The organism is Pseudodesulfovibrio sp. zrk46, from assembly GCF_012516435.1.
Lineage (GTDB): Bacteria > Desulfobacterota > Desulfovibrionia > Desulfovibrionales > Desulfovibrionaceae > Pseudodesulfovibrio.
The window spans coordinates 2041411-2061782 of record NZ_CP051216.1 but is presented as its reverse complement, the minus strand read 5'-3'; the positions used below and the strand labels follow the sequence as shown (position 1 = coordinate 2061782).

At 51.0% G+C, this 20372-nt stretch carries 17 protein-coding genes; 2 read left to right on the top strand and 15 right to left on the bottom strand.

What is annotated here, in order from left to right:
* Positions 1-36 precede the first annotated feature (36 nt).
* Both dsrB and dsrA read right to left on the bottom strand, forming a co-directional pair.
* Positions 37-1182 carry a dissimilatory-type sulfite reductase subunit beta gene (dsrB, locus tag HFN16_RS09335; RefSeq protein WP_168890498.1) on the bottom strand — a complete coding sequence of 382 codons (1146 nt, stop codon included), beginning with the start codon at positions 1180-1182 and terminating at the stop codon, positions 37-39.
* A gap of 18 nt (positions 1183-1200) precedes the next feature.
* Positions 1201-2520 (bottom strand): dissimilatory-type sulfite reductase subunit alpha, encoded by a 1320-nt coding sequence (gene dsrA / locus HFN16_RS09330; protein ID WP_168890497.1) that lies wholly within the window; start codon positions 2518-2520, stop codon positions 1201-1203.
* A 368-nt stretch (positions 2521-2888) separates the two neighbouring features.
* Here dsrA and HFN16_RS09325 point away from each other — a divergent pair, with 368 nt between their 5' ends.
* Positions 2889-3563: a YkgJ family cysteine cluster protein gene (locus HFN16_RS09325; RefSeq protein WP_247648295.1), complete on the top strand. Its 675-nt coding sequence runs from the start codon at positions 2889-2891 to the stop codon at positions 3561-3563.
* Between the two features lie 2 nt (positions 3564-3565).
* On the top strand, positions 3566-3826 hold the full coding sequence (locus tag HFN16_RS09320) for a hypothetical protein (protein WP_168890495.1): 261 nt from the start codon (positions 3566-3568) through the stop codon (positions 3824-3826).
* Between the two features lie 71 nt (positions 3827-3897).
* Here the strand turns inward: HFN16_RS09320 and HFN16_RS09315 are convergent, their stop codons facing one another.
* The 13 genes from HFN16_RS09315 to HFN16_RS09255 form a co-directional block, all read right to left on the bottom strand.
* On the bottom strand, positions 3898-5298 hold the full coding sequence (locus HFN16_RS09315; protein ID WP_168890494.1) for an MBOAT family protein: 1401 nt from the start codon (positions 5296-5298) through the stop codon (positions 3898-3900).
* The gene (locus HFN16_RS09310) at positions 5279-6385 is read right to left on the bottom strand and encodes a hypothetical protein (protein ID WP_168890493.1); all 1107 of its coding nucleotides are present in this window, start codon (positions 6383-6385) and stop codon (positions 5279-5281) included. The genes HFN16_RS09315 and HFN16_RS09310 overlap by 20 nt, the downstream gene beginning before the upstream one ends.
* Entirely contained in the window at positions 6351-7490 is a 1140-nt protein-coding gene (locus HFN16_RS09305) for a glycosyltransferase (RefSeq protein ID WP_168890492.1), read from the bottom strand. The genes HFN16_RS09310 and HFN16_RS09305 overlap by 35 nt, the downstream gene beginning before the upstream one ends.
* Positions 7491-7492: 2 nt before the next feature.
* On the bottom strand, positions 7493-9394 hold the full coding sequence (gene asnB / locus HFN16_RS09300; RefSeq protein ID WP_168890491.1) for an asparagine synthase (glutamine-hydrolyzing): 1902 nt from the start codon (positions 9392-9394) through the stop codon (positions 7493-7495).
* A 49-nt stretch (positions 9395-9443) separates the two neighbouring features.
* Entirely contained in the window at positions 9444-10625 is a 1182-nt protein-coding gene (locus HFN16_RS09295; protein WP_168890490.1) for a hypothetical protein, read from the bottom strand.
* Between the two features lie 9 nt (positions 10626-10634).
* Positions 10635-11870: an MBOAT family protein gene (locus HFN16_RS09290; RefSeq protein ID WP_168890489.1), complete on the bottom strand. Its 1236-nt coding sequence runs from the start codon at positions 11868-11870 to the stop codon at positions 10635-10637.
* A gap of 279 nt (positions 11871-12149) precedes the next feature.
* Positions 12150-13559, bottom strand: a complete 1410-nt coding sequence (locus tag HFN16_RS09285; RefSeq protein ID WP_168890488.1) for a MaoC/PaaZ C-terminal domain-containing protein — start codon at positions 13557-13559, stop codon at positions 12150-12152.
* Positions 13560-13575: 16 nt separating this feature from the next.
* Complete coding sequence (locus tag HFN16_RS09280) at positions 13576-13815, bottom strand: acyl carrier protein (protein ID WP_168890487.1); 240 nt, start codon at positions 13813-13815, stop codon at positions 13576-13578.
* On the bottom strand, positions 13812-15599 hold the full coding sequence (locus HFN16_RS09275; RefSeq protein ID WP_168890486.1) for an HAD-IIIC family phosphatase: 1788 nt from the start codon (positions 15597-15599) through the stop codon (positions 13812-13814). Before HFN16_RS09275 ends, HFN16_RS09280 begins: the two co-directional genes overlap by 4 nt.
* A 27-nt stretch (positions 15600-15626) precedes the next feature.
* Positions 15627-17153: a radical SAM protein gene (locus tag HFN16_RS09270; RefSeq protein WP_168890485.1), complete on the bottom strand. Its 1527-nt coding sequence runs from the start codon at positions 17151-17153 to the stop codon at positions 15627-15629.
* Between the two features lie 75 nt (positions 17154-17228).
* The gene (locus HFN16_RS09265; RefSeq protein ID WP_210772181.1) at positions 17229-18266 is read right to left on the bottom strand and encodes a glycosyltransferase family 4 protein; all 1038 of its coding nucleotides are present in this window, start codon (positions 18264-18266) and stop codon (positions 17229-17231) included.
* Positions 18267-18325: 59 nt separating this feature from the next.
* A complete protein-coding gene (locus HFN16_RS18975) occupies positions 18326-18778 on the bottom strand; it encodes a DapH/DapD/GlmU-related protein (RefSeq protein WP_282097906.1) in 453 nt (150 codons plus the stop codon).
* Positions 18779-18887: 109 nt separating this feature from the next.
* Complete coding sequence (locus HFN16_RS09255; RefSeq protein ID WP_168890483.1) at positions 18888-20363, bottom strand: CDP-glycerol glycerophosphotransferase family protein; 1476 nt, start codon at positions 20361-20363, stop codon at positions 18888-18890.
* Positions 20364-20372 lie beyond the last annotated feature (9 nt).

The following is a 20372-nucleotide window of genomic DNA, read 5'->3' as shown; positions in this document are numbered from 1 at the left end:
GTACGGCAAGACGCCGTACCCCGGAGCTTTATTATCTTACCACTTGAACTGAGTGGTCTGACGCCAGGTGTAGTAAGCCGGGTCACGGAAGTCATCGATCAGGTGAGAGGAGAATTCCAGCTCACACTTCTCGAAGAAACGTTCCCAACCGATACGATTAGCCCAGTCACCCAGGCGCTCGTACTTGTTAGCATCGGCTGCGTAGGTGTCGAGGATCTTCTTGATCACCTTGGTCATGGTGGGCCAGTTCGGAGTTTCGTTCGGGATGAACGGAACAACGACCTTGGAGAAGGCAGGCTTGGTGATACGGTTGGAGATCTTACCACCGACCATGATGGCGATACCGTCGCCTTCACCGTCAGACAGAGGCAGGGAGGGGCACATGGTGTAGCAGTTACCACAGAACATGCAGCGCTCTTCCTTAATTGCGACGGTCTTGTAGGTTTTGCCATCGAGCTCAACCTTGGACGGACGAACAGCACCGGTCGGGCAGGAAGCGACGGCCAGCGGGATTTCGCACAGGTTGTCCAGGTATTCGTGGTCGATGATGGGCGGCTTGCGGTGGACACCGAGGATAGCGATGTCGGAGCAGTGTACAGCACCACACATGTTCAGACAGCAAGCCATGGAGATGCGCACGGGAGCGGGCAGCTTCATGTCTTTGAAGTCGTCAAAGCATGCATCCATGGTGACCTTAACGGTACCGGAAGCATCAGTTGCGGGGGTGTGGCAGTGAATCCAACCCTGGGTGTGAACGATGTTGGTAACACCAGCACCGGTACCACCGACGGGGAACTTGTAAGAGCCAGCTTCGAACTTCTGTTCGTTCAGGAAGTCACGAAGAGCTTGAGCTTCTTCAAGGGTTTCAACCATGAACTCGATGTTGTTACGAGTGGTGAAACGCAGGTGTCCGCCGCAGAACTTATCTGCGATGTCACAGATCTCGCGGATCATGGTGACGGACATCAGACGGGCAGCACCGCAACGGACGGTGTAGACCTTATCGCCGGATTCGGCGGTGTGGCACAGCATGCCCGGCTCGAGGATCTCGTGGTAGTCCCACTTGCCGAAGTTCTTGGCGATAACCGGGGGAAGGAAATCCGTGAAGTGGCGGGGGCCGATATCAGAGATACGACCTTCCATCGGTTTTTCAGGATTGTATCCGGAAGAAATGAAAGCCATATTATTTTCCTCCAATCTTTAGCGCTGGTGGCGTTTACGGAAGTCAGCGATGTCGCGTTCCCAACCACCGGTAACATCTTCAGCTTTCCAGAAGATGTAGGGGTTGTGACGGGGCTCCTGAACGTGGCGCGGGTCAGCATCAATGCCGACAGCATCTGCCAGAGCGGCAAAGCCGAGACGCTTCATGGTCTCACCGATACGCTCACGGTTCTTACCTTCGTCCATCCACCAGTCCCAAACGTTTTCAACGATGTCTTTGATGGCCTGGAAGTCGTCGTCCTTGTTGACTTCAACGAAGGGTACGAGCAGGGAACCCATCTGGGGACCGTCGAGGATCGGGGCCTTTGCACCACAGAGGATGGAGCAGCCGCGCTCGTCGCCGATGCGCAGGGCCTGAGGCATGGTGTTGATGCAGTGCATGCAACGGACACACTCTTTGTGATCCATGACCAGCTTGCCATCTTCGTAGGAGATGCACTGGGACGGACACAGGTCGATGACTTCTTTCTGGATGTCAAATGCACCCCAGTCACGACCGGCGTGAGCGCCAGCGTTAGGAGCGATCTCACCGCCAACGTAGGCAGCGACCTTTTCCTGGTCGACCTTAATGGGATCTTTCCAGGTACCGATGAAGGACAGGTCGGAACGGGCGATGGAAGCTACGCAACCATTCGGGCAACCGTCGAACTTGAACTTGAACTTGTAGGGGAATGCGGGACGGTGAAGTTCGTCCTGGTATTCCTGGGTCAGATTGTAGCACAGCTCCTGAGAGTCGTAACAGGCGTACTGGCAGCGAGACATACCCATGCAAGCAGCAGGAGTACGCAGGTTGGAACCGGAACCACCAAGGTCAACGTCCATGTTGTGGGTCAGTTCCCAGAAGATTTCTTCGAGCTGCGGGGTGGAAGTACCGAGCATAACGATGTCGCCAGTGGCGCCATGCATGTTGGTCAGACCGGAACCGCGGAGGTCCCAGATGTCCATGATACCGCGAAGGAAATCAGTGGTGTACCACATACCAGCGGGCTGAGCCACGCGAACGGTATGGAAGTGAGCAACACCGGGGAACATCTCGGGCTGGTCACAGTAACGGCCAATAACGCCGCCGCCGTAACCGAAAACGCCGACGATGCCGCCGTGTTTCCAGTGAGTTTCACCATCGGTGTAAGACATTTCAAGAACGCCGAGCAGATCTTCAGGGCAGTCCACTGCTACCTGATAATCAATGCCTTTCTCGTTCTTGGCTCGGTTAGCTGCCTCCTGTTTGATGTCGGATACGAAGCTGGGCCACGGGCCGCTTTCCAGCTGATCCAACAGAGGAGTCTTGTGTTTCGCCATTCCCTTAACCTCCATTGTTTGATTAAGATGTTGCCATCAACCATTTTAATCCGGGCCATCAACAGTTTTTACCGGAGCCCGGACACCTTTGCTACATGACGCATAGTGCGTTGAACAGGGCATTTGCGCCGCTATTCACAAAGTATGCAGGGGTGCCAATGTAATGGACGTACCGGTTTTATGTCAACCGGTAATTGCCCAAAAAGCATTGCCAATCCTTATTTTGCGGGACCATCTCCCGCTACGGATCCTGCCCTTTTTTCATGCCCGGACTTGCCTTCGCCTCCCAGGCAGAGTATCGGTCCTTGGCAGTAGGTTATGGATCGACATAATCGATACCCGAAAAGGATATGAGGAGCAACACAAACTTGCAAAACGAGTACGAAAACAACGACATCTGTAAGCGTTGCGGCGAATGCTGCCGCAAGGGCGGCCCAGCCCTTCATAAGGAAGATATGCCCCTCATCGAGGACGGCACTATCGAACTAGCCAATATCGTTACACTTCGCCCCGGCGAACGGGCTTACGATCAGATCGCCATGAGCGTCCGCCCCCTCGAAGCTGAGATACTCAAAATCAAGGGACGCGACGGCCGCTGGACATGTCATTTTTATAGCCCTGAGGGGTGCAGTTGCGGCATCTACGAGTCGCGTCCGGTAGAATGTGAAAAATTGTTCTGTGGTGATATTGGTCCGCTTCGCGACATCTACAATCAGGATCGACTCACCCGCCACGATCTTCTTCCCGAAGGCCACCCTCTCCTCGAGTTGGTCGAGGAGCACGACGCCAAATGTCCTCCCATCGGCATGGAAGAGATCGCCAAGAAGGCGCGTGAAGGTGACGCCGAAGCAGGTCGAGAGCTCAAGGAGATGGTAACCTACGACATGGAGATCCGCCGACTCGTCGTGGAAAAGGCCGGCATATCTCAAGAGATGACCGAATTCCTTTTCGGCCGCCCCTTGAAGACCCTGCTGCTCACCATGAACATTAAAGTATATGAAATGGGCGACTCCATCCGGTTCAGCTTCGCCCAGGGAGAATAGATATGAAAGATGAACGCGGGCACTACTACACCCCGTCCCTCCAGCACCCTGATGTGCGCATGTACGTGCGCGACAACAACGGCTCCATCGAATTTCGCATGTACAACCCCCAAGAACCCATCATCTGGGAAAAGCACCAGTGGGTCCCCTACGAAGCCATTCAGGCTGCCGCCGAGATGTACAAGAAGGAACGCAGCGCCGAACGCAACCCGCTCGGTCTGTATGATTTAGATATTGCGAAGAAGTTGTTGAGCAACGCTTAGAGCGATTTGACTATCAATTTTTAAGGGCTGCCTTTGATATTTTATCCAAGGCAGCCCTTTTCATTTAAACCTTAAAACTGGAAATAAATAAAAGGGCTAAATCCTTTGGGCTGAAATAATATGACAGCCCACACAATGGAGAGCAATAGAGCCGGAGCATACCATTTTTCTTCTTTAAGAAAAAACCAGGACATTCGCCCTGAAAGCTCTACTAAATGAATCACAGCGGTCCCTATTATTGCATATATCGCAAAAGCAGGCATCCACCGCACTCCATCCGACAGTACCAGCATTCTCTCCACCATCACCTTTGCATGCCCGAATGTTTCCGCACGGAACAAAATCCATCCGACCAACACAAACAACATTGTTCCGGCCCAATTCGCCAACTTTACTCCGCCCCCCACTTCTCCTTCGTTTCTACCCACAATGGCCATCTTCAGTCTTGCGGCCACTTGACCAAAACCATGAAGGGCGCCCCAGGCAACAAACGTCCAAGCAGCACCATGCCAGGCTCCCATCACCACCATGGTCAGCATGAGATTGAAGCAATTACGAGCAAGCCCACACCTGCTTCCTCCCAACGGGATATACAAATAGTCGCGCACCCATGAGGAAAGGGAGATGTGCCATCTTTGCCAGAACTCCGACAAGGAACGTGAAAGATATGGGAAATTGAAGTTCTTACCCAGATCATACCCCATGCATCTCGCGACACCGATAGCCATATCCGAGTACCCGGAGAAATCGAAATAGATCTGGAGTGAATAGCTTGCCGCAGCGAGCCACAAGGTGCCGGAACTATAGAGCTCTGGCGAAGCAAAAACCGGATCAACAAAAGTAGCCAACCGATCCGCAATAAGCACTTTCTTGCCCAGTCCAAAAACAAACTGCCTTGCCCCTTGGTAGAAGTCATCCCAGCGTGTGCTTCTTGCCTCCTCCAACTGAGGTAGAAAATGGGAGGCACGCACAATGGGACCTGCGACAAGCTGTGGGAAAAAGCTGACGAACAAAGCAAAATCCAACAAGCTCTTCGTGGTCTTGAGGCGCCCTCTGTAAACGTCTATGGAGTAGGACAAGGTTTGGAATGTATAGAAGGAAATACCAACTGGAAGGATGATATCCAGCGTACCGGGGTGCAACCCAATCATCTGGAATGCCGGGGCGAATGAGTCAATAAAGAAATTATAGTATTTGAAAAAAACCAGCAGCCCGAGATTAACACTTATGCTCACGATCAAAAGCACCCTGCGAGTCAAGGCATCCCTGTATTTCTCGAGTCCCAGTCCTACGCAAAAATCAACCAGCGTTGAAATCAGGATAAGCGATAAGAATCTATAATCCCAGTAGCTGTAGAAATAATAGCTGGCCCCCAGAAGAAATACCTTCCGAGTGGTGTTGTTTTTCACGACACCAAGAAAGGTCAACACCAGGACGAAAAAGATAAAGAACTCAATTTGGGAGAACAACATAACCATTCTCCATTAAATATTGAGCAAGCACTTCAGTGACCACCTTCAAGCCCTGCTTGTTGAGATGACCAAGCCCCGGACGGGTATTATCGAATCCACGGGGCAACAACCCCAAATCATCATAAAGCTCCTTGTACTGTTGACTGCTGTCGACAAAACCAACGCCGGATTCATTGCAAAGGGATGAGAAGGCGTCGACATAAGGCCTATCAGGATCATCGAATTTTGTTATGAGATTCTCTCCGGGAGGACTGGGAGGGACATACAAAAAAATAATGGGGGCAGTGGTGACTGCCTTCAGTTCTCCAAGAAGGAAGCGCCACGCATCCTTCAGGCGCTCTCCATTCATCTGCTGCGGTTCGCCTGCTGCAGACGCCGTGCTCACAACAGGACCCGGGGCAATTCTAATGTGCAGGTTACGCAGCTGATTATATATCTCGTAGAGAAAACTTGTCCCTGTTTCATAAAGGAAAGGCGTGTATTGAATAGCGGTGTCAGAAGGAAAACACTCCGAAAATGTCAGACTCGGCTGCGGAGTGCTGTCGAAGCGACTGTGGCAACTCCTGTCCTGATCCGGCATGACGTCATCAATGCCAGACAGCAAAATGACATGGGCCTGAACATGGCCAATGACGTTCTCGTACAGAGGGATTCGAAAAACGTAGTCAGCAACACTTTCGCCGCTTCGGGCAACGCCGACGCCAACGCTGTTGGAGTATCCCTTTTCTTGCAGGAGGCGGGTCAGCACCTGACCCGGTTTATCCTTGTCGTCGACTTGAAGCGCTTCAACATGGGAATCACCCCATATGCAGATTTTTTCGCCATCAAGCACACCGACATCAGGAATACCGGGGATGCCATACTTCCCGTAAACGGTAGTCCCGCCCCCTTCATCTCTGTACCGATATACGGTTCCGGCAGGCGGTGCGTGAAGCTGCAACTCAGGATAATAGATGATAGGCCGGATGGTATCCAAAAAGAAAAAGGAGAGCCCCCAGATCACGAAAAAGCTCCCAATGGCCCCAAACAGCCACCATTTCAAGATATTAGGATTATTTCGTCTCATCAGGCCCACCAAGAACTTCATGCAGCACACTTTCGGTACGTTGTACCATCAGTGAGACGCCGTACTTTTCTTTTATACGCATCCTCGAAGCACGCCCTAGTTCCGCAAGACGCTCCCGAGGCTGTCGCAACAAAGAACAAAGAGCCTCTCCCAAAGCAACCGGCTGACCGGAAGGTACGACCTGGCCAATTTCTCCCACAATCTGGGCTGCATCACCAACGTCGGTCGAAATGCATACAGTCCCGCAAGCCATGGATTCACACAAGGCATTGGGAAACCCTTCCCCCGAAGAAGTTAAACACGTCACATCCAGCGCACTATAGACGCTCGGCATATCACCTATATGCCCGGCCCAAATCAGAGACTGTTCCAGCCCCAATTCGCGAGAGGTGGCTAGAAGAGTAGCTGCATACTCTGAATTGCCCCCAGAGCCTACACACACGAACCGCAACTTAGGCAAGCTTTCGGAGGCACGTGCTGCAGCTCGGAGAAACATGTCATAGTTTTTGATCGGATCGATACGAGCCACTATTCCAACGAGCAGTTCATCGTCGGAAACGCCCCACTCTGCCCGGAGCGCCTTGCCCTCTTCCGGCATCGGACGGAAGGACTCCACATCGATACCGTTTGGAATAAAAACACAACGCCCCCGTGGGAATCCGGACTTCACTGCATACTCCAGCCCGGCCTCAGAATTTGCAATGATCTTGGATGCAAAACGGGAAAGCAGGCACTCCGCCTTGTAATGCGCCCTGTGCACCCACCCGTAATTCTCTAAATTCATTTCAGCGGAACGAACGCCCCACACGACCTTCACCCCCGGCAAGAACGGGCGAAGGAGTGCCCCAAATGCATTGGCTGTCCCAAGAAAACTGTGAAGCACATCCGGCCCGAGAGTGTTCACCAGCCGCTTCAAGCGCAGTAAGAAAGGTATCAAATCCCAGCGTCCACCTTTATTCAAAGAGTGCAGCGAGACGCCTTCAAGCTTGGATTCCAGTTCGCCGCCCGGATAAAAAACTGCGACAGAAACATCATGGCCCGACCCGGCCAAACCATTGGCCAGAGTCACCAATTGTAGTTCTGCCCCTCCGGGATCAAGACTGCGAATCAGAAATAGTACTTTCATAATTAGATTTGATGATTCTCTTTCAGCCACAGCTGGAACATCAATACGTCCCAAAGATAGTAGTTCCAGTTCACTTGACCCTGAAGATATTCACGCCACATCTTCGTGACAGCACCAGCATCAAGATAACCTTGTGAACGGAGCAGGTTTTCATCAAGAAGCGCTTCAGCCCAGTCTCTCAACTCGGCCTTCAACCATCGTTCAATGGGAACACCGAAGCCCATCTTCGGGCGTTCCACCAACTCCCTTGGAACATGCTTGTACAACACTTCGCGCAGGACTCTCTTTCCCTTGCCGTTCTCATATTTATATGAAGTTGGCAAAGTGGATGCAAATTCAGCCACCCGATGGTCCAAAATAGGCACTCGCATTTCCAGACTCGTTGCCATGCTCGCACGATCGACCTTGGTAAGGATATCATCAGGCAGATATGTCTGCACATCACACAAAGCCATGTCCGACATTCTGTCTGAGCCAACAATGGCCTTAAACGGATGCACTTGAGGCTCACTGCCCCCAAGCACGAATGTCGCCGGATTTTTATGATGTGAAACGAAGTAGCGATACAGATCGGAAAAGGACTCAAGCCCCAACGCTTCGAGTCGCCAGTGTATCTTGGTTCCTTTGCTTCCCAACAAGGAAAAGAGTTCTTTGGGAAGGTGTCGGGCATGCGCCAGTAGCTTCCTCACAGAGAGTGGGAATCGGGAAAGCTGACGCCAGACAGAATCCATCCACTGATAACGCTGATATCCATAGAAAAGCTCATCCCCGCCATCGCCGGAAAGACACACCGTCACGCTCTGGCGGGCCAACCGACTGACGCACAGGGTTGGCAACTGGGAAGAATCAGCAAAAGGTTCATCCCAAATTGTGGGCATCTCAGAAACGGCATCAAGCAAATTCTGCGGGCTGACCATCAACTCCGTGTGGTCAGTTCCTAGATGGGATGCCACTTTGCGTGCAAATTCTGCTTCGTTAAATGCGGCTTCCTGAAATCCTACCGAAAAAGTTTTCACAGGCTGAGCACTCTGCTTCTGCATCAAGGCAGTGACAACGGAAGAATCTATTCCGCCAGAGAGCAAGGCTCCCAAGGGCACATCAGAAAGCATGCGGAGGCCGACGGCATCAGTCAGAATTTTTTCCAGCTCGACGACGGCATCTTCTTCCGTACCGAGAAACGGATTACGAATGCCATGGTCCCAGACATCGCTTGGCGACCAATATTTATCCTCGTCAATCAGGCGACCGGAGCCATCAAACTGCACCAGCATGCCGGGCTCAAGCTTCTTGATCTCTTTGTAGATACTGTATGGAGCGGGAATATAGTTGTGCCTGAAGAACAGGGAAAGGGCTTCACGGTCAACAGAGAGAGAAATTTCAGGAAAAGCTCGAATCGCTTTCAGCTCCGAGCCGAACACCAGTGCACTGGAAACCAAGCCATAATACAGTGGTTTGATTCCCATACGGTCCCGGCAAAGGAACAACTTCCTGTTGACGTTGTCCCAAAGGGCAAAGGCGAACATCCCTATGAAACGCGTCACCGCCTTGCGAATGCCCCACGCTTCAAAGGCCGCCAACATGGTCTCGGTGTCTGAGCCGCCACGGAATTCATAGCCAGAGGCAGCCAGCTCTTCACGAAGGGAGAGGTGGTTATACACTTCTCCATTGAAGATCAGCGAATATCGCTTCGAGACTGACTGCATCGGCTGATGCCCCAAAGGCGACAGGTCAAGAATAGACAGACGGCGATGCCCGAATGCGACTCCGGCGGTCTTGTCGACCCAAATGCCCGAATCATCAGGACCTCTGTGCGCGAGCGTATCGTTCATCTCGTGCACTGCCTGCGACATCACCTCATCGGACCAGGCTGCATTTTTCAGCAGGAATCCCGTTATACCGCACATACGGCACTCCCTATCGACTCTCTGTTCATCATATCAATCCGACCAGTCATCACTTGGCGGGCTGACAGCCCAGCCCAAGGTAATCTCGTTCCAGACCTTCTTCTGGTCTCTTTTCGTAATAGCTCATGGGGCGACCCGCAAACTGATCAACCACTTCTCGCATCTTGTCACGACGAATGAAATCAGCAACCAATGTTGAATCCTTCGCTGCGGCCAACAACACACGTTGGTATATAACATCTCCAGGATGCGAGCCATCAAGGAACTCACAATCTATAGCCCCGATGCTTTCAGGAGCAAGGAAGTAAAAATGATCTTTCTTGCCTGTAAAATATTGCTCAACTGACGAGAGGTAATCGTACTCGCCATTCCGGGTAAGCATCGCATCCAACACAGGCTTTGCAAGCGGGACCACAACGGCGGCCACAGGCACTCCCTGCTCCTCACAGAATCTCAAGACATCTTCATATGCCGCAATCCGCTCTTCGGAGAGACTCCGCCCTGGCTGGAAATTCTTAATGCCGTCCCGGACGAACCGCAGGGTATCCTGAAACCCGGGTGGGATATCGTTCTGAAAGAACAATCGCTTACCATACAATCGGGAGCCATCTTTTCTGAAGCCATCCGACCACAAAATACCGGCAAGGCCTATTCCCTTTGAGGCTGTCACCTCATTGGGAGTATGCATCCCCTTGGTCAATAAATCCATGTACTGAGCGGCTTCTATTTTGCTGTTCAAGACGTATTTCATGGGATTCAACAGGTGGTCGGTCGAGAGTTCCGGTCGCTTATCGTACGGTTTCTCAAAGGTGAGCCCTTTGGCAGGAACAGCATCGTTGAACCACCACGGATCAACGCTCAACACCAACATCTTGGGCTTGTGCAGTTCAAAAAGGACTTTGAGGAAGGGCTTCAACGAATAGATGTTACCCACTGAGCCGCCTGCATTGACGAAAGAGGAGGAAAAGAATTCTTCGCGAAACTCCAACGAACGAGAGGAGCCAACCGCTATCACATCAGGCTTGTCCTGCTCGATCCTTTTCAAGCTGCACATGACTGACATTGAACTCATTGCACAACCGTAGATGGCTTCTTGCTCTGATTGCATCGCTACAATCTCGTCAACGCTCATGAACTCCCCTGCTCTCCATGAGACAGCCAGGTTCATTAGAAACGGCAATGCCGTCAGCAGACAAGCGCCGATGTATGTCAGGATGAATCTTTTATGCATAGCGTCCTATTAAAACTGAAAATACAAAAACACCTTGGCATTCTTCAAATGCACTACGGCAAGCGTGGTCAGCAAGCCCAGAAATACGGCGTTTCTTGAAGTAAGGGGCATTTCGTACGCCAGCTTGTGCGAACTTTTTCCAAAGAAAGCAAGGAGCACGGCCACCATAAAAAAGAAGAAGAACTCGAGAATGTCGCCTCTGAAACCCCAGTCCGTTAAGTATGCGAAGGTATTCCCTTCCATTACACTTCCGAGTCCGATGCCATTGAGCCATCCTGCAAGTGATGCGGGGAGCGCCACACCATGCAGCCCCACCATTCCTGCAAGCAGATCAAGGGCAACACCGCAGGACTCTGCTCTGAACCAGACCAGAGAGATCATGAACGTCAGGAACGTTAAGACAATCCCCAAAACTCTGGGCATGCCATATCTACGGTGACGCCAATAGTGGTTTACAGCCAAGGCCACACCATTGATCCCACCGAAGATGACAAACGTCCAGCCAGCTCCATGCCACAAGCCAGCGATAAGCATGGTGAGAACCAGGCTGATCAGAGAGTAGGAAAGACTGAATTTCCCCCAGGCCCTGACCATTGGCGTGTAGATGTACGAGGTGATGAAATTGCTGAGGGTGATATGCCAACGACGCCAAAATTCAATGATGTTCGGAGATCGCAAAGGCGCATCAAAATTGAACGGAATCTTGATGTTAAAAATTCTCGCTGCACCAATGGCCATGTCCGAGTAGCCACTAAAATCAAAATACAACTGGAAGGTATACGCCAGCGCCCCAAGCCATGATGAGATCAGCGTAGCCTCATCTGCGCTCGCAAAAACATTGTTGGCATACGTCGCAAGTGAATCCGCCACAACGACCTTCTTTGCCAGGCCAATAACGAATAGACTGCCTCCTCGTATGACATTCTCAATATCGACCTTCATGGAGTCAGGCGCCTTGAATTGGGGCATCATCTCCCGATGGTGCACAATGGGCCCGGCGATCAACTGCGGAAAAAAGGAAACGAACAGCGCATAGTCCGAGAACGAGCACTTGTCGGCTCGCCCCTCGCTGCAATCCACGACATAGGCGATTTGTTGGAATGTAAAGAAACTGATCCCCAATGGAATCGCTATGCCCAGAGTATCCCACTTGGAATCGGTGACGAAATTGAAATTGCCAATGAAGAAGTCCACATACTTGAAGTATGCGAGCAGCAGAACGTTCAACCCAACGCCGATCCACATCCACTGAGACGATCTCGTCTCCTGCGCTTTCATTCCGATGAAATAGTTACAGCAAATGGACCCCAATAGAATGGGGAGATAGCGGATGTCCCAATACGAGTAGAAGGTCAACGATGCAAAAAGTAAGAAAACTTTTGCCCAGTGAGGAGATTCTCTCCGACAAAGCAGAAAGTAGAAGACCAGCACACACGGGAGGAAGATGAATATATATTCGAATGAATTAAATAGCATTTCTGGCTGCCTGCGTCATATATGAGACAAAACGCATTGTTGTTCTCGCTACTTTTTGTCTTTAGCTACGACATCTCTCAGGGCTTTAAGCATGACGGCCAGCGGCTCTTCCCTCTGTGTAGGAATAAGGCTGTTCGTCTGATCGGTTTTCATTTTGGGAAGACGCGGCATTGAGACTTCAGCCACACGCTTTGCCTCATGCAGATGACGACACAAAAATTCACTGGAAGCCTTTGCTGCAGCGTATGCCGCCAAACCATGTGGACAATTATCTACAAATACTGTCGAGGGATTGAAGACATGGATCTGCGAGGCCTTCTCCACGGTCTCTACCAGCTTGAAAAGGGCATCAACGTAGTAGGATGAGAACCGCTGAAAATCCTCATGAGAGAACAGCGTTCCTTCAGATTCAGCAATCTTGGGCGTGGCAAAATAAAACATATGGGTCGGGTGCCAATCATCTTTCTGAATCGCCTGTATCCCTTCCTCAGGGGCAAGGACATCCAACTTGAAGGCCTCACATGCTCCACCGCAGCCCCTGACCTCGGCTTGCAGTGCATGGGCATCCTTTTCACCGGAGTGGAAAGTAAAGCGTACATCAGCCCCGCCCGCAGCCAACAGCTTGGTTACCACTTCACCAAGTCCGCGGGAGCCTGCCACCACAAGGCCCTTGATATGGGCAAACTCTCCCTCTTCAACGTGGGCAGCTATGGTTGCGCAGGAAGGCTGCTCGACAGGCGCAGGTCGGAGAAATGCATGAATACGCCCTTCGAGGCCGGAAGCATTGTAATCAACTTCCACCAGCGAGAAACGAGGTTCAAATCGACCAACGCTGTAGCGAACAACCGAGGAATCATCCATAGAGCTCTTTTTCAAATCCAAACGGGAGAAGATGGAGTGCAGTCCAGGACACCGCATGCCCACGACACGGGTTGCCCCGAGCAATGAAGCCAACTGTCGCTGCGGTATTTTTTCGACCAACTCTGGAAAGAGTTCTTTCCCCACCTGTCCATCGTAGGCCAATTCAAATTCACCGGAACACTCGGACTCCAAGTCGGCACTCGTGAGGTGCTGCACCTCATCCTTCACCTCGATGGCCCCGATCCCTTTCCCAAAGGCCTCATCTGGAGCGCTAATGACGACCTGCCCTTTTAAAACAAGCTCGCCATCACGGAGCAGTTCGACAGTGAGTGTGTCCTCATTCCATTCATGGTTAGTGCAAACAGCCTCGCCTACCTCAAGGCTCTTCATGAAGTGAGCAGATACCGATTCAATGACTGCTGCTTCCTGATCCTTGAAGGCACAATCGAGTGCCCAAAGCAGCATATGCACGCCATGAACGACAACGTTCCCGAAAAGAGTCCGACGTGCGGCCTCGGGATCGACGTGTACAGGATTTCTGTCACCGGACAACTGCGCAAACAGTCCCTGATCCTGCGCAGTAAAGATTCGCTCCATCAGACTACCATTCTGCCTAGTTCGTTTTGCTTTCGATGGTGGACAGGATGTCCCCAACTGTCTGCAAAGAATCAAGCTCGCCCAGATCAAAACGGAAATTAAACTCAGCTTCCAAGGCCATGACGATATTGATGTTCATCAGGGAATCCCATCGTTCCACCTCTTTCACGACAGTCTCCGGAGTCAACACCAGATCGTCTTGAGCAAGGATGCCTCGAACTATCTCAGTCACCTTATTCAGAATATCATTACTCATATCTGTTCTACCTTAATGTGCTTATTCATTGGCTTGTAATCAGGTCCTATGACCATTGTCCAACGAGATTCATCATTTTCTTCGCTTTGCTCACACTCGAACCCAAGTTCCTCATACAACTTGGAGACAATATCGTTCTTCGGGGTTCGCTTGTATGTACCCCTCAGCTCTTTTACCCCATGCCGCAAAGCGTGTTCAACGAACACATCAAACATGGCATATTCAGCTTCTCTCTTGAAAACGCGGCAACTCATCAGCCACAAGTCTATGGAACAAACCGCATCTTCAATGGAACCAACCATGACCGAAATGATGCCATTATCTCCAAACTTATCAGTCAATCGAGCGCACAAAGAGATCGTGTTTGCGTCGTTCTCCATCTCCGCGACCTCTGCAGAGGAACACCGCTTAGTCGTGAGATTGAACTGATTGGTTTTATTCGTCAGCTGGGTAATACGCTCCTGATACTGACCTTCAAACCCCGACACCTGCATCGTCATCTCAAGAGAATCAAGGAAATCTCCATAGTCGCTGAAGCTCTTCTTAACCTGAGCCCGCTTTGCATTCTCCACATAGTACTGGCTCCGCGCCAGATCCTCAGAGGCAACCCCTACGGTCTCGAACAATTGCATGCGATCAAGGCACCGGATGTATGAAGCGATGTCTCCGTCAGGTTCCACCACGGTCACTTCAGGGACCCACTCGCGGACCGCTTTTCGCTCCACAGGATTGTCGTCCACGAACACCAAGCTGTCTTTACCGATATTGATGGTCTCGGCGATCGCCTCGATATTACCGGCCTTGGGTTCCCAGTTTGCCTGAATCACAGCGAAGTCATCCGGCTTCAACAGACAATCGGGATGATTCAACCCTTCAAGGGCATTCTCGTGCTCGTTCTTGGAACAAACTGCGAGAATAATGCCTCGCTCTTTCAATGCAAGAATGTACTTTTGAAATTCAAGGTATGCAGCGGCTTCCGTGCCTTCAGAACCAATTCGGATACCATCGACACCATCATCACCAATCACACCGCCCCACAAAGTGTTGTCCAGATCCAGGACCAAACATTTGTTGCTCTTGCCAAATGCGGCAGACGCGATTCCTGCGACCTGATTGGCGAGATAAGGCATGCCCTCATGGCTCAAGGCATATTTGTACGCATGCCACATCTGCGTATCGTGCCAACGGTCCAGCCCGATCTGAGCAGAAAGGTAGTGGATGTCGTTGATGATAAGACTTTGTCTTTCAGTTGCCTTATCTGCAAAAGCGTCATTCAATTTTCCAACAAACGTAGTCAGGCCTCGGCCATCAACACCGTCAATATTGCCCAGTGACCGGAAGGCCGGAAGCTCGAAATTGTTTTGAATAATGGTACAATTAAATTTCTCGGTCAGGCGATCCCAAACTGTGCTGAAGTGATCGAGTACATCGGAGACCAATCCATCAATGGCTTCCTTGGAATCACCAACCTGCGGGGCAGCAAACAGATTTCTGACGGATGTGTGAATGAACACCAGGTCCGGATTGAACTGATCTAACTCAGCAGAATCAAAAACAGCTTCTTCGTAGTACCGGTTGTAACTGGACTCATAAAAAGATGCTTTGATCCCCTTCTGAAGAAGAAAGAGATCCAACAAATCCCGAACTTCTGCGGTCGTAGAGCCACCTAAAATGGCGACCTTTTTTTCCAAATAGGAGTCATGACTGGAAAACTTCTTGCGCAGCTCCCTCTTGGCCATCAATATTTCTCGAAAATCAAATGGGTAATCCAAGACATCTTTCATTAGTTAATCCTCCGGGTGGGAACGTCGCTAACCGCTAAAGGCTTCCCGAACCTTTCTGACAATAAAAGGCAAGATCTGATCAGGGTGACGCACGCCCTGCCTGATATAAGCAATGAATCGCAATTGAGGGATATTGTTATTCTCCCACAAGAGGTGACGAAGGTAGCACTTTGAAATTTCCCAATGAGCAAAAAAATCAACCGGATTTTTGATCGACTCTTTCAAGAAATTGGTGATGGACTTCAATTCATATTCACCGACCAACTCAAAGAAGACCTCATCGCTCAATTCGGTTTTGTTGTACTGAATACCCTTGTCCTGGAAGTAAGCACAGAGCCTCTCAATGTATTCTAGTTCAGTAAACTTCAGCCCGATATGGCCATCTTGTTTTGCTTCTTCCCATAGTTCAGCCCCAGGCAATGGCTTGATTACAGAGAATCTCCTGACAGGGCATTTCAACTCTTTGAAAAGATTAACCGTTTCATCAAGGGTTTCTAGGCTTTCACCGGGGTAGCCATAGATCAGCTGCGCTTTGACCGGCAAATTGATCTCTCGACAGATGGAGAGAGCACTCCTTATCTGCTCGACCGTAATCTGCTTGTTCATTCGCTTCAGAATTTTCTGGCTGCCTGATTCGATTCCAAAGCCAACACAGACACACCCGGCGTCTTTCATTGCTCTGAGCATCTCTTCATCCACGAGATTAACGCGGGCCTGGCAGTCCCACTTCAAGCCCAGGGGCTTCAAGCGTCGGCATATTTCCAGAAGACGCTTCTTGGTTATTACCAACAATTCATCAACGAAGTGAATGGCTTGAACCTTATGTTCACGGACGAAGTAGTCGACCTCTTCCATGATGGAATCAATATCCCGTACTCCCACTCCGTGAACTGACTTCGAGCAGAAGTTGCACGAGTATGGACACCCGCGTGCAGTGATCATGGCCGCAACTCTCAGACCTTTGTAAAATGGCCGTACGACATCCATCAGCCCCGTATGGGTCACATAGAATTCGACATCGAAAAGATCGTAGGCGGGCGGGGGAAATATGTTCAGATCCTTGGGCAGCTTTCTATCGGGAGTCCGAACGATTGCGCCATCATCCGTCCGGAAGGCAATCCCCTCGACATCCGCCAGATTGGCGCCACTCAAGATTTCTTCAGTCGAAACTTCGCCGGGACCAAGGATACAAATGTCTGTCTTGGTATGCTTCAAAAGCAATTCATGGGAATGCGTCGACAACGCGCCGCCCACCATGACGGGCACATCGGTATGGGCCTTGATGTCTTCAATAAGGCGTTTGACATAGGAGAACTGAGTAACAATTGCAGTAATGCCTATGTAGTCATAGCCATCCAGAATTCCTGAGCGAATCTGCCGCAGAACGTCGTCATATCCTTTCTCCTCGATCAGGATATCCCACACGCCCACTTCATGGTCACGTTCTCTTATGTAAGACGCGATGTAGCCGATCCCGAACGGGAACAGGACATGCCCTCCCTTTTGCTCCGGAGGCTCAAACCTAAAGGCAGGATTGATAAATAGAACAGACATACACTAACGTCCTACAAGCTTTTTCAGTCCAAGAAGATGTATTGGATCTTCTCGTGTTCACCCAGACAGCCGGCCTTAACCGGCTACCGCACCGCTCTTCGCACTTAAGACGTTGAGCCACTCTTCCATAATCGAATCCAAGCCAAACTGCGAGGTAACGTTTCGCGCCGCGCCAGACAAGCGTGTTCTCAAAGCGTCATCACGCATCAACTGCAACAACTTGTCTCCAAGGGCGCCAGCATCATCCAACGGACACAACAGTCCGTTACGATCTTCTTCGATCAATAATTCGGCACCATGGCAACGAGTAGCGACAACAGGAACGCCACTGGCCATGGCCTCTGCGAGCACATTCGGAAATCCTTCAAAACGAGAAGACAGGACAAAGATTCCGGCTTGAGCCATTTCCTTGTCCAACTCTGTCGTATGTCCAGGAAGGGACACCCTCTCTTGCAAGCCATACGACTCGACCATCTCCTCCAGTTCGCCTCGCGCATGCCCTTCACCAAATATTTTCAATGTCCACTCGGGCTCAAAAGAGCTTACCCGCTGAAAAGCTTCAAGCAACAGATCAAAGCCCTTTTGTGCGTCCAGTCTCCCTGCGGCCACAATGGAGTGTCCTCGATCCGCCCCGTCGTCGCTCACCATGGGTAACACAGGATTGGGTATCGCCACCGTCTTCTTTCTAATAGCTCCAGAGAAAGACTTGATAAAATAGGGAGCCTGAACGACCACCTTATCTGTCAGCAAGTACGCAATTTTTCGAAGCAAACGCCACATTCTTCCAATCTCGTATAAAACGGGGTCATTGCGCTCTCCAACCACACATCGGATATCAAGACCGACGGCAGCCAAAGCAACAAGAACATTGGTCTGCTCAACAAATGACAACACCACTTCCGGAGTCTCTTCCTGAAGCGCCTTTCTTATGGTTCGAATCCGCAACCAGTTGTTGCTGACAGCAGCGGTAATTCCAGAAGAATTCCCCCTGCAACCAAGACGCCGAAAATGAATCAGTGACGACAACTCATATGCGACAGGGCTCTCATCCCCTGAGAGAGTCATCAAAACAACCTGGTGCCCGTGCTCAGCCAACCAATTGGCTATGAGCACGATGTTCTTTTCAGCCCCTCCCTGCTCCAGGCTGGCAATAACGAGAGCGACCTTCACTGCTATCCTCGCTTACGGATAAGCTTGGCAGGAACTCCTCCGACGACAGAAAACGCTTCCACGTCAGAGGTCACTACAGATCCGGCCCCAATGATGGCCCCTTGCCCGATGGTTACACCAGGCAGCACAACGACATTGGCCCCGATCCACACATCATCTTCGATAATGACAGAATCATAAGTCATGCCCTGTCGCCGCATGGGAATATCAAGGCGATCATTATTGTGGATAGCCGTCACGACCACAGTGTTCGGGCCGAACATGACATGGGAGCCAACTACAACTTTGCCGCCACCGTCTGACCCCAATTGGACATTCTTGTTGAGATAAACATCATCGCCAATGCGAAGCTCAGCATTGGCGCAAAACAGCGAGCAACGACGCTCAACAGTAACGGCTTCGCCCATGTGCATGTTCTTAAAGCAGGAGATTTCGACATCCGAAAGAATATCCATACTCCCACAGCTCCCCATCAACGGACGGTATATCAGCCTCCGCAGGAAGACACCGAGTCGCGTTGGCACTGCGCGTATGGCTGTCAGTGCAACATCTTTCAGATAATACTTAAGGCTGCTTAACCGCATGGCTCCCCTCTCCGGTCAAAGTCACACCCTTGATCATGGCATTATAAATTCTATTGCCGGCCGATCCGTCAAAAGGATCACAAAACCTTGCCTTTGCAGAAACCCTGAGTTCCATATCCTTGTCACGGTTCTCAACGTACGCAAAAATGGCGGCGTCCAACTCATCAAAATTTTTGACAACCTTACAGCCGCCGCTTTGCATCACCGGTACGTAATGCGTCACCCCGTAAAACTGACCCAGACAGCCCTCACCCTCGCTGCCATCAAAGGCAACATTGATAACAGGAGTGCCGAAGCAGAGTGAGTCCAGCGTCAACGTGCTGGGGCCCGTACAAACAAACTGCGCATGATTCAGCAGGTTCGTGAGTTCCTGGAGATCACTCAATCCGGTCTCATTGGCGTAGGAATTTGAAGGACGACCGATAATGCGATCAGAATTCAGTGCTGCGGCAAAACGCGTCTTCCACCCTTCATCCACCGGATGCGGCCGGAATATCACATAGACGTCTTCCCCAAACGTACCCTTTTCAAACTGATCTGCCAGATAATCGATGATCTCAGGTTCATTCGGGGAAACGCTGGGTACATAGGCTCCATACAAAACAAACTTCGCATTGGACGGCAAACCTAAGTGAACAAGAAACTCTTCGCGGGGAAGGAGAAGGCCCTTGTCGGCAAACACATCAAGATGAGCTGCGCCAACAACTTCCACTTTGTCTCCGGGAATCCCGTGGTAGCGAATCAATTCCTCTTTCATCTGAGCGTTCCACACCATGAAGTCGTCAATTCCCGGCGGGAAAGGCCCTTTGATCGTGGGCTGGTCCCAACTGTTGACGTATACAGAGACCGGCACACCTCTCCGGCGCGCTTCTCTGGTTAAATCAAAACCAGTCACACTTTGCGGAAGAGCAATGAGAATTCTATCCAGCTCAGCGTCATCGAACAGCGTCTTGATCCACTCTGCTGTGGGCCAGAAGTCAGCCTGATAGACTTTTCGCAGCAAGGCCAACAGGGACGGGCTCTCCGGCATGGGCCAGCCATACAGAGGGGAGACGCCTGTTTCGTCGAACTCCTTATGAAGCTCCTTTTTGATCCGGTGAGTGGAAAATCCGGCGACCTCATTGAAACGGTAGCAAATCTGCTTGTACGTCAGGAGACGCATATACGAATTGATCTTCTCAAAAACCAGACGGGCGCACTGCCCGGCTGCAGCCAGGCTGGGAGCTTTGAGAAAGTGCTTAACGGACTGGCCCAACCCTTCACGCCGCCCCAACTTCTGCCACGAAATATGGCTCCCACCATTTTCCGAGACATAAGCTTCATGCTCATCATCGAAGGTCACGAAAACGAATTCGTAATCTTCCGCACGATTGAGCTCATCCCATAGCGGCGTAAAAAAGAAGTTCCTGACGGAAAAAATATCCGAAAGGACAATGCCGACCTTAGCCTTTGCCATCAATGCCAC

Coding starts and splice junctions, on each gene's coding strand:
- asnB (WP_168890491.1), bottom strand. CDS start 9,394: ATGTGCGGTATAACGGGATTCCTGCTGAAAAATGCAGCCTGGTCCGAT.
- HFN16_RS09280 (WP_168890487.1), bottom strand. CDS start 13,815: ATGAGTAATGATATTCTGAATAAGGTGACTGAGATAGTTCGAGGCATC.
- HFN16_RS09320 (WP_168890495.1), top strand. CDS start 3,566: ATGAAAGATGAACGCGGGCACTACTACACCCCGTCCCTCCAGCACCCT.
- HFN16_RS09255 (WP_168890483.1), bottom strand. CDS start 20,363: ATGGCAAAGGCTAAGGTCGGCATTGTCCTTTCGGATATTTTTTCCGTC.
- dsrB (WP_168890498.1), bottom strand. CDS start 1,182: ATGGCTTTCATTTCTTCCGGATACAATCCTGAAAAACCGATGGAAGGT.
- dsrA (WP_168890497.1), bottom strand. CDS start 2,520: ATGGCGAAACACAAGACTCCTCTGTTGGATCAGCTGGAAAGCGGCCCG.
- HFN16_RS18975 (WP_282097906.1), bottom strand. CDS start 18,778: ATGGATATTCTTTCGGATGTCGAAATCTCCTGCTTTAAGAACATGCAC.
- HFN16_RS09275 (WP_168890486.1), bottom strand. CDS start 15,599: ATGAAAGATGTCTTGGATTACCCATTTGATTTTCGAGAAATATTGATG.
- HFN16_RS09295 (WP_168890490.1), bottom strand. CDS start 10,625: ATGCATAAAAGATTCATCCTGACATACATCGGCGCTTGTCTGCTGACG.
- HFN16_RS09270 (WP_168890485.1), bottom strand. CDS start 17,153: ATGTCTGTTCTATTTATCAATCCTGCCTTTAGGTTTGAGCCTCCGGAG.
- HFN16_RS09310 (WP_168890493.1), bottom strand. CDS start 6,385: ATGAAGTTCTTGGTGGGCCTGATGAGACGAAATAATCCTAATATCTTG.
- HFN16_RS09315 (WP_168890494.1), bottom strand. CDS start 5,298: ATGTTGTTCTCCCAAATTGAGTTCTTTATCTTTTTCGTCCTGGTGTTG.
- HFN16_RS09290 (WP_168890489.1), bottom strand. CDS start 11,870: ATGTGGATCGGCGTTGGGTTGAACGTTCTGCTGCTCGCATACTTCAAG.
- HFN16_RS09305 (WP_168890492.1), bottom strand. CDS start 7,490: ATGAAAGTACTATTTCTGATTCGCAGTCTTGATCCCGGAGGGGCAGAA.
- HFN16_RS09285 (WP_168890488.1), bottom strand. CDS start 13,559: ATGGAGCGAATCTTTACTGCGCAGGATCAGGGACTGTTTGCGCAGTTG.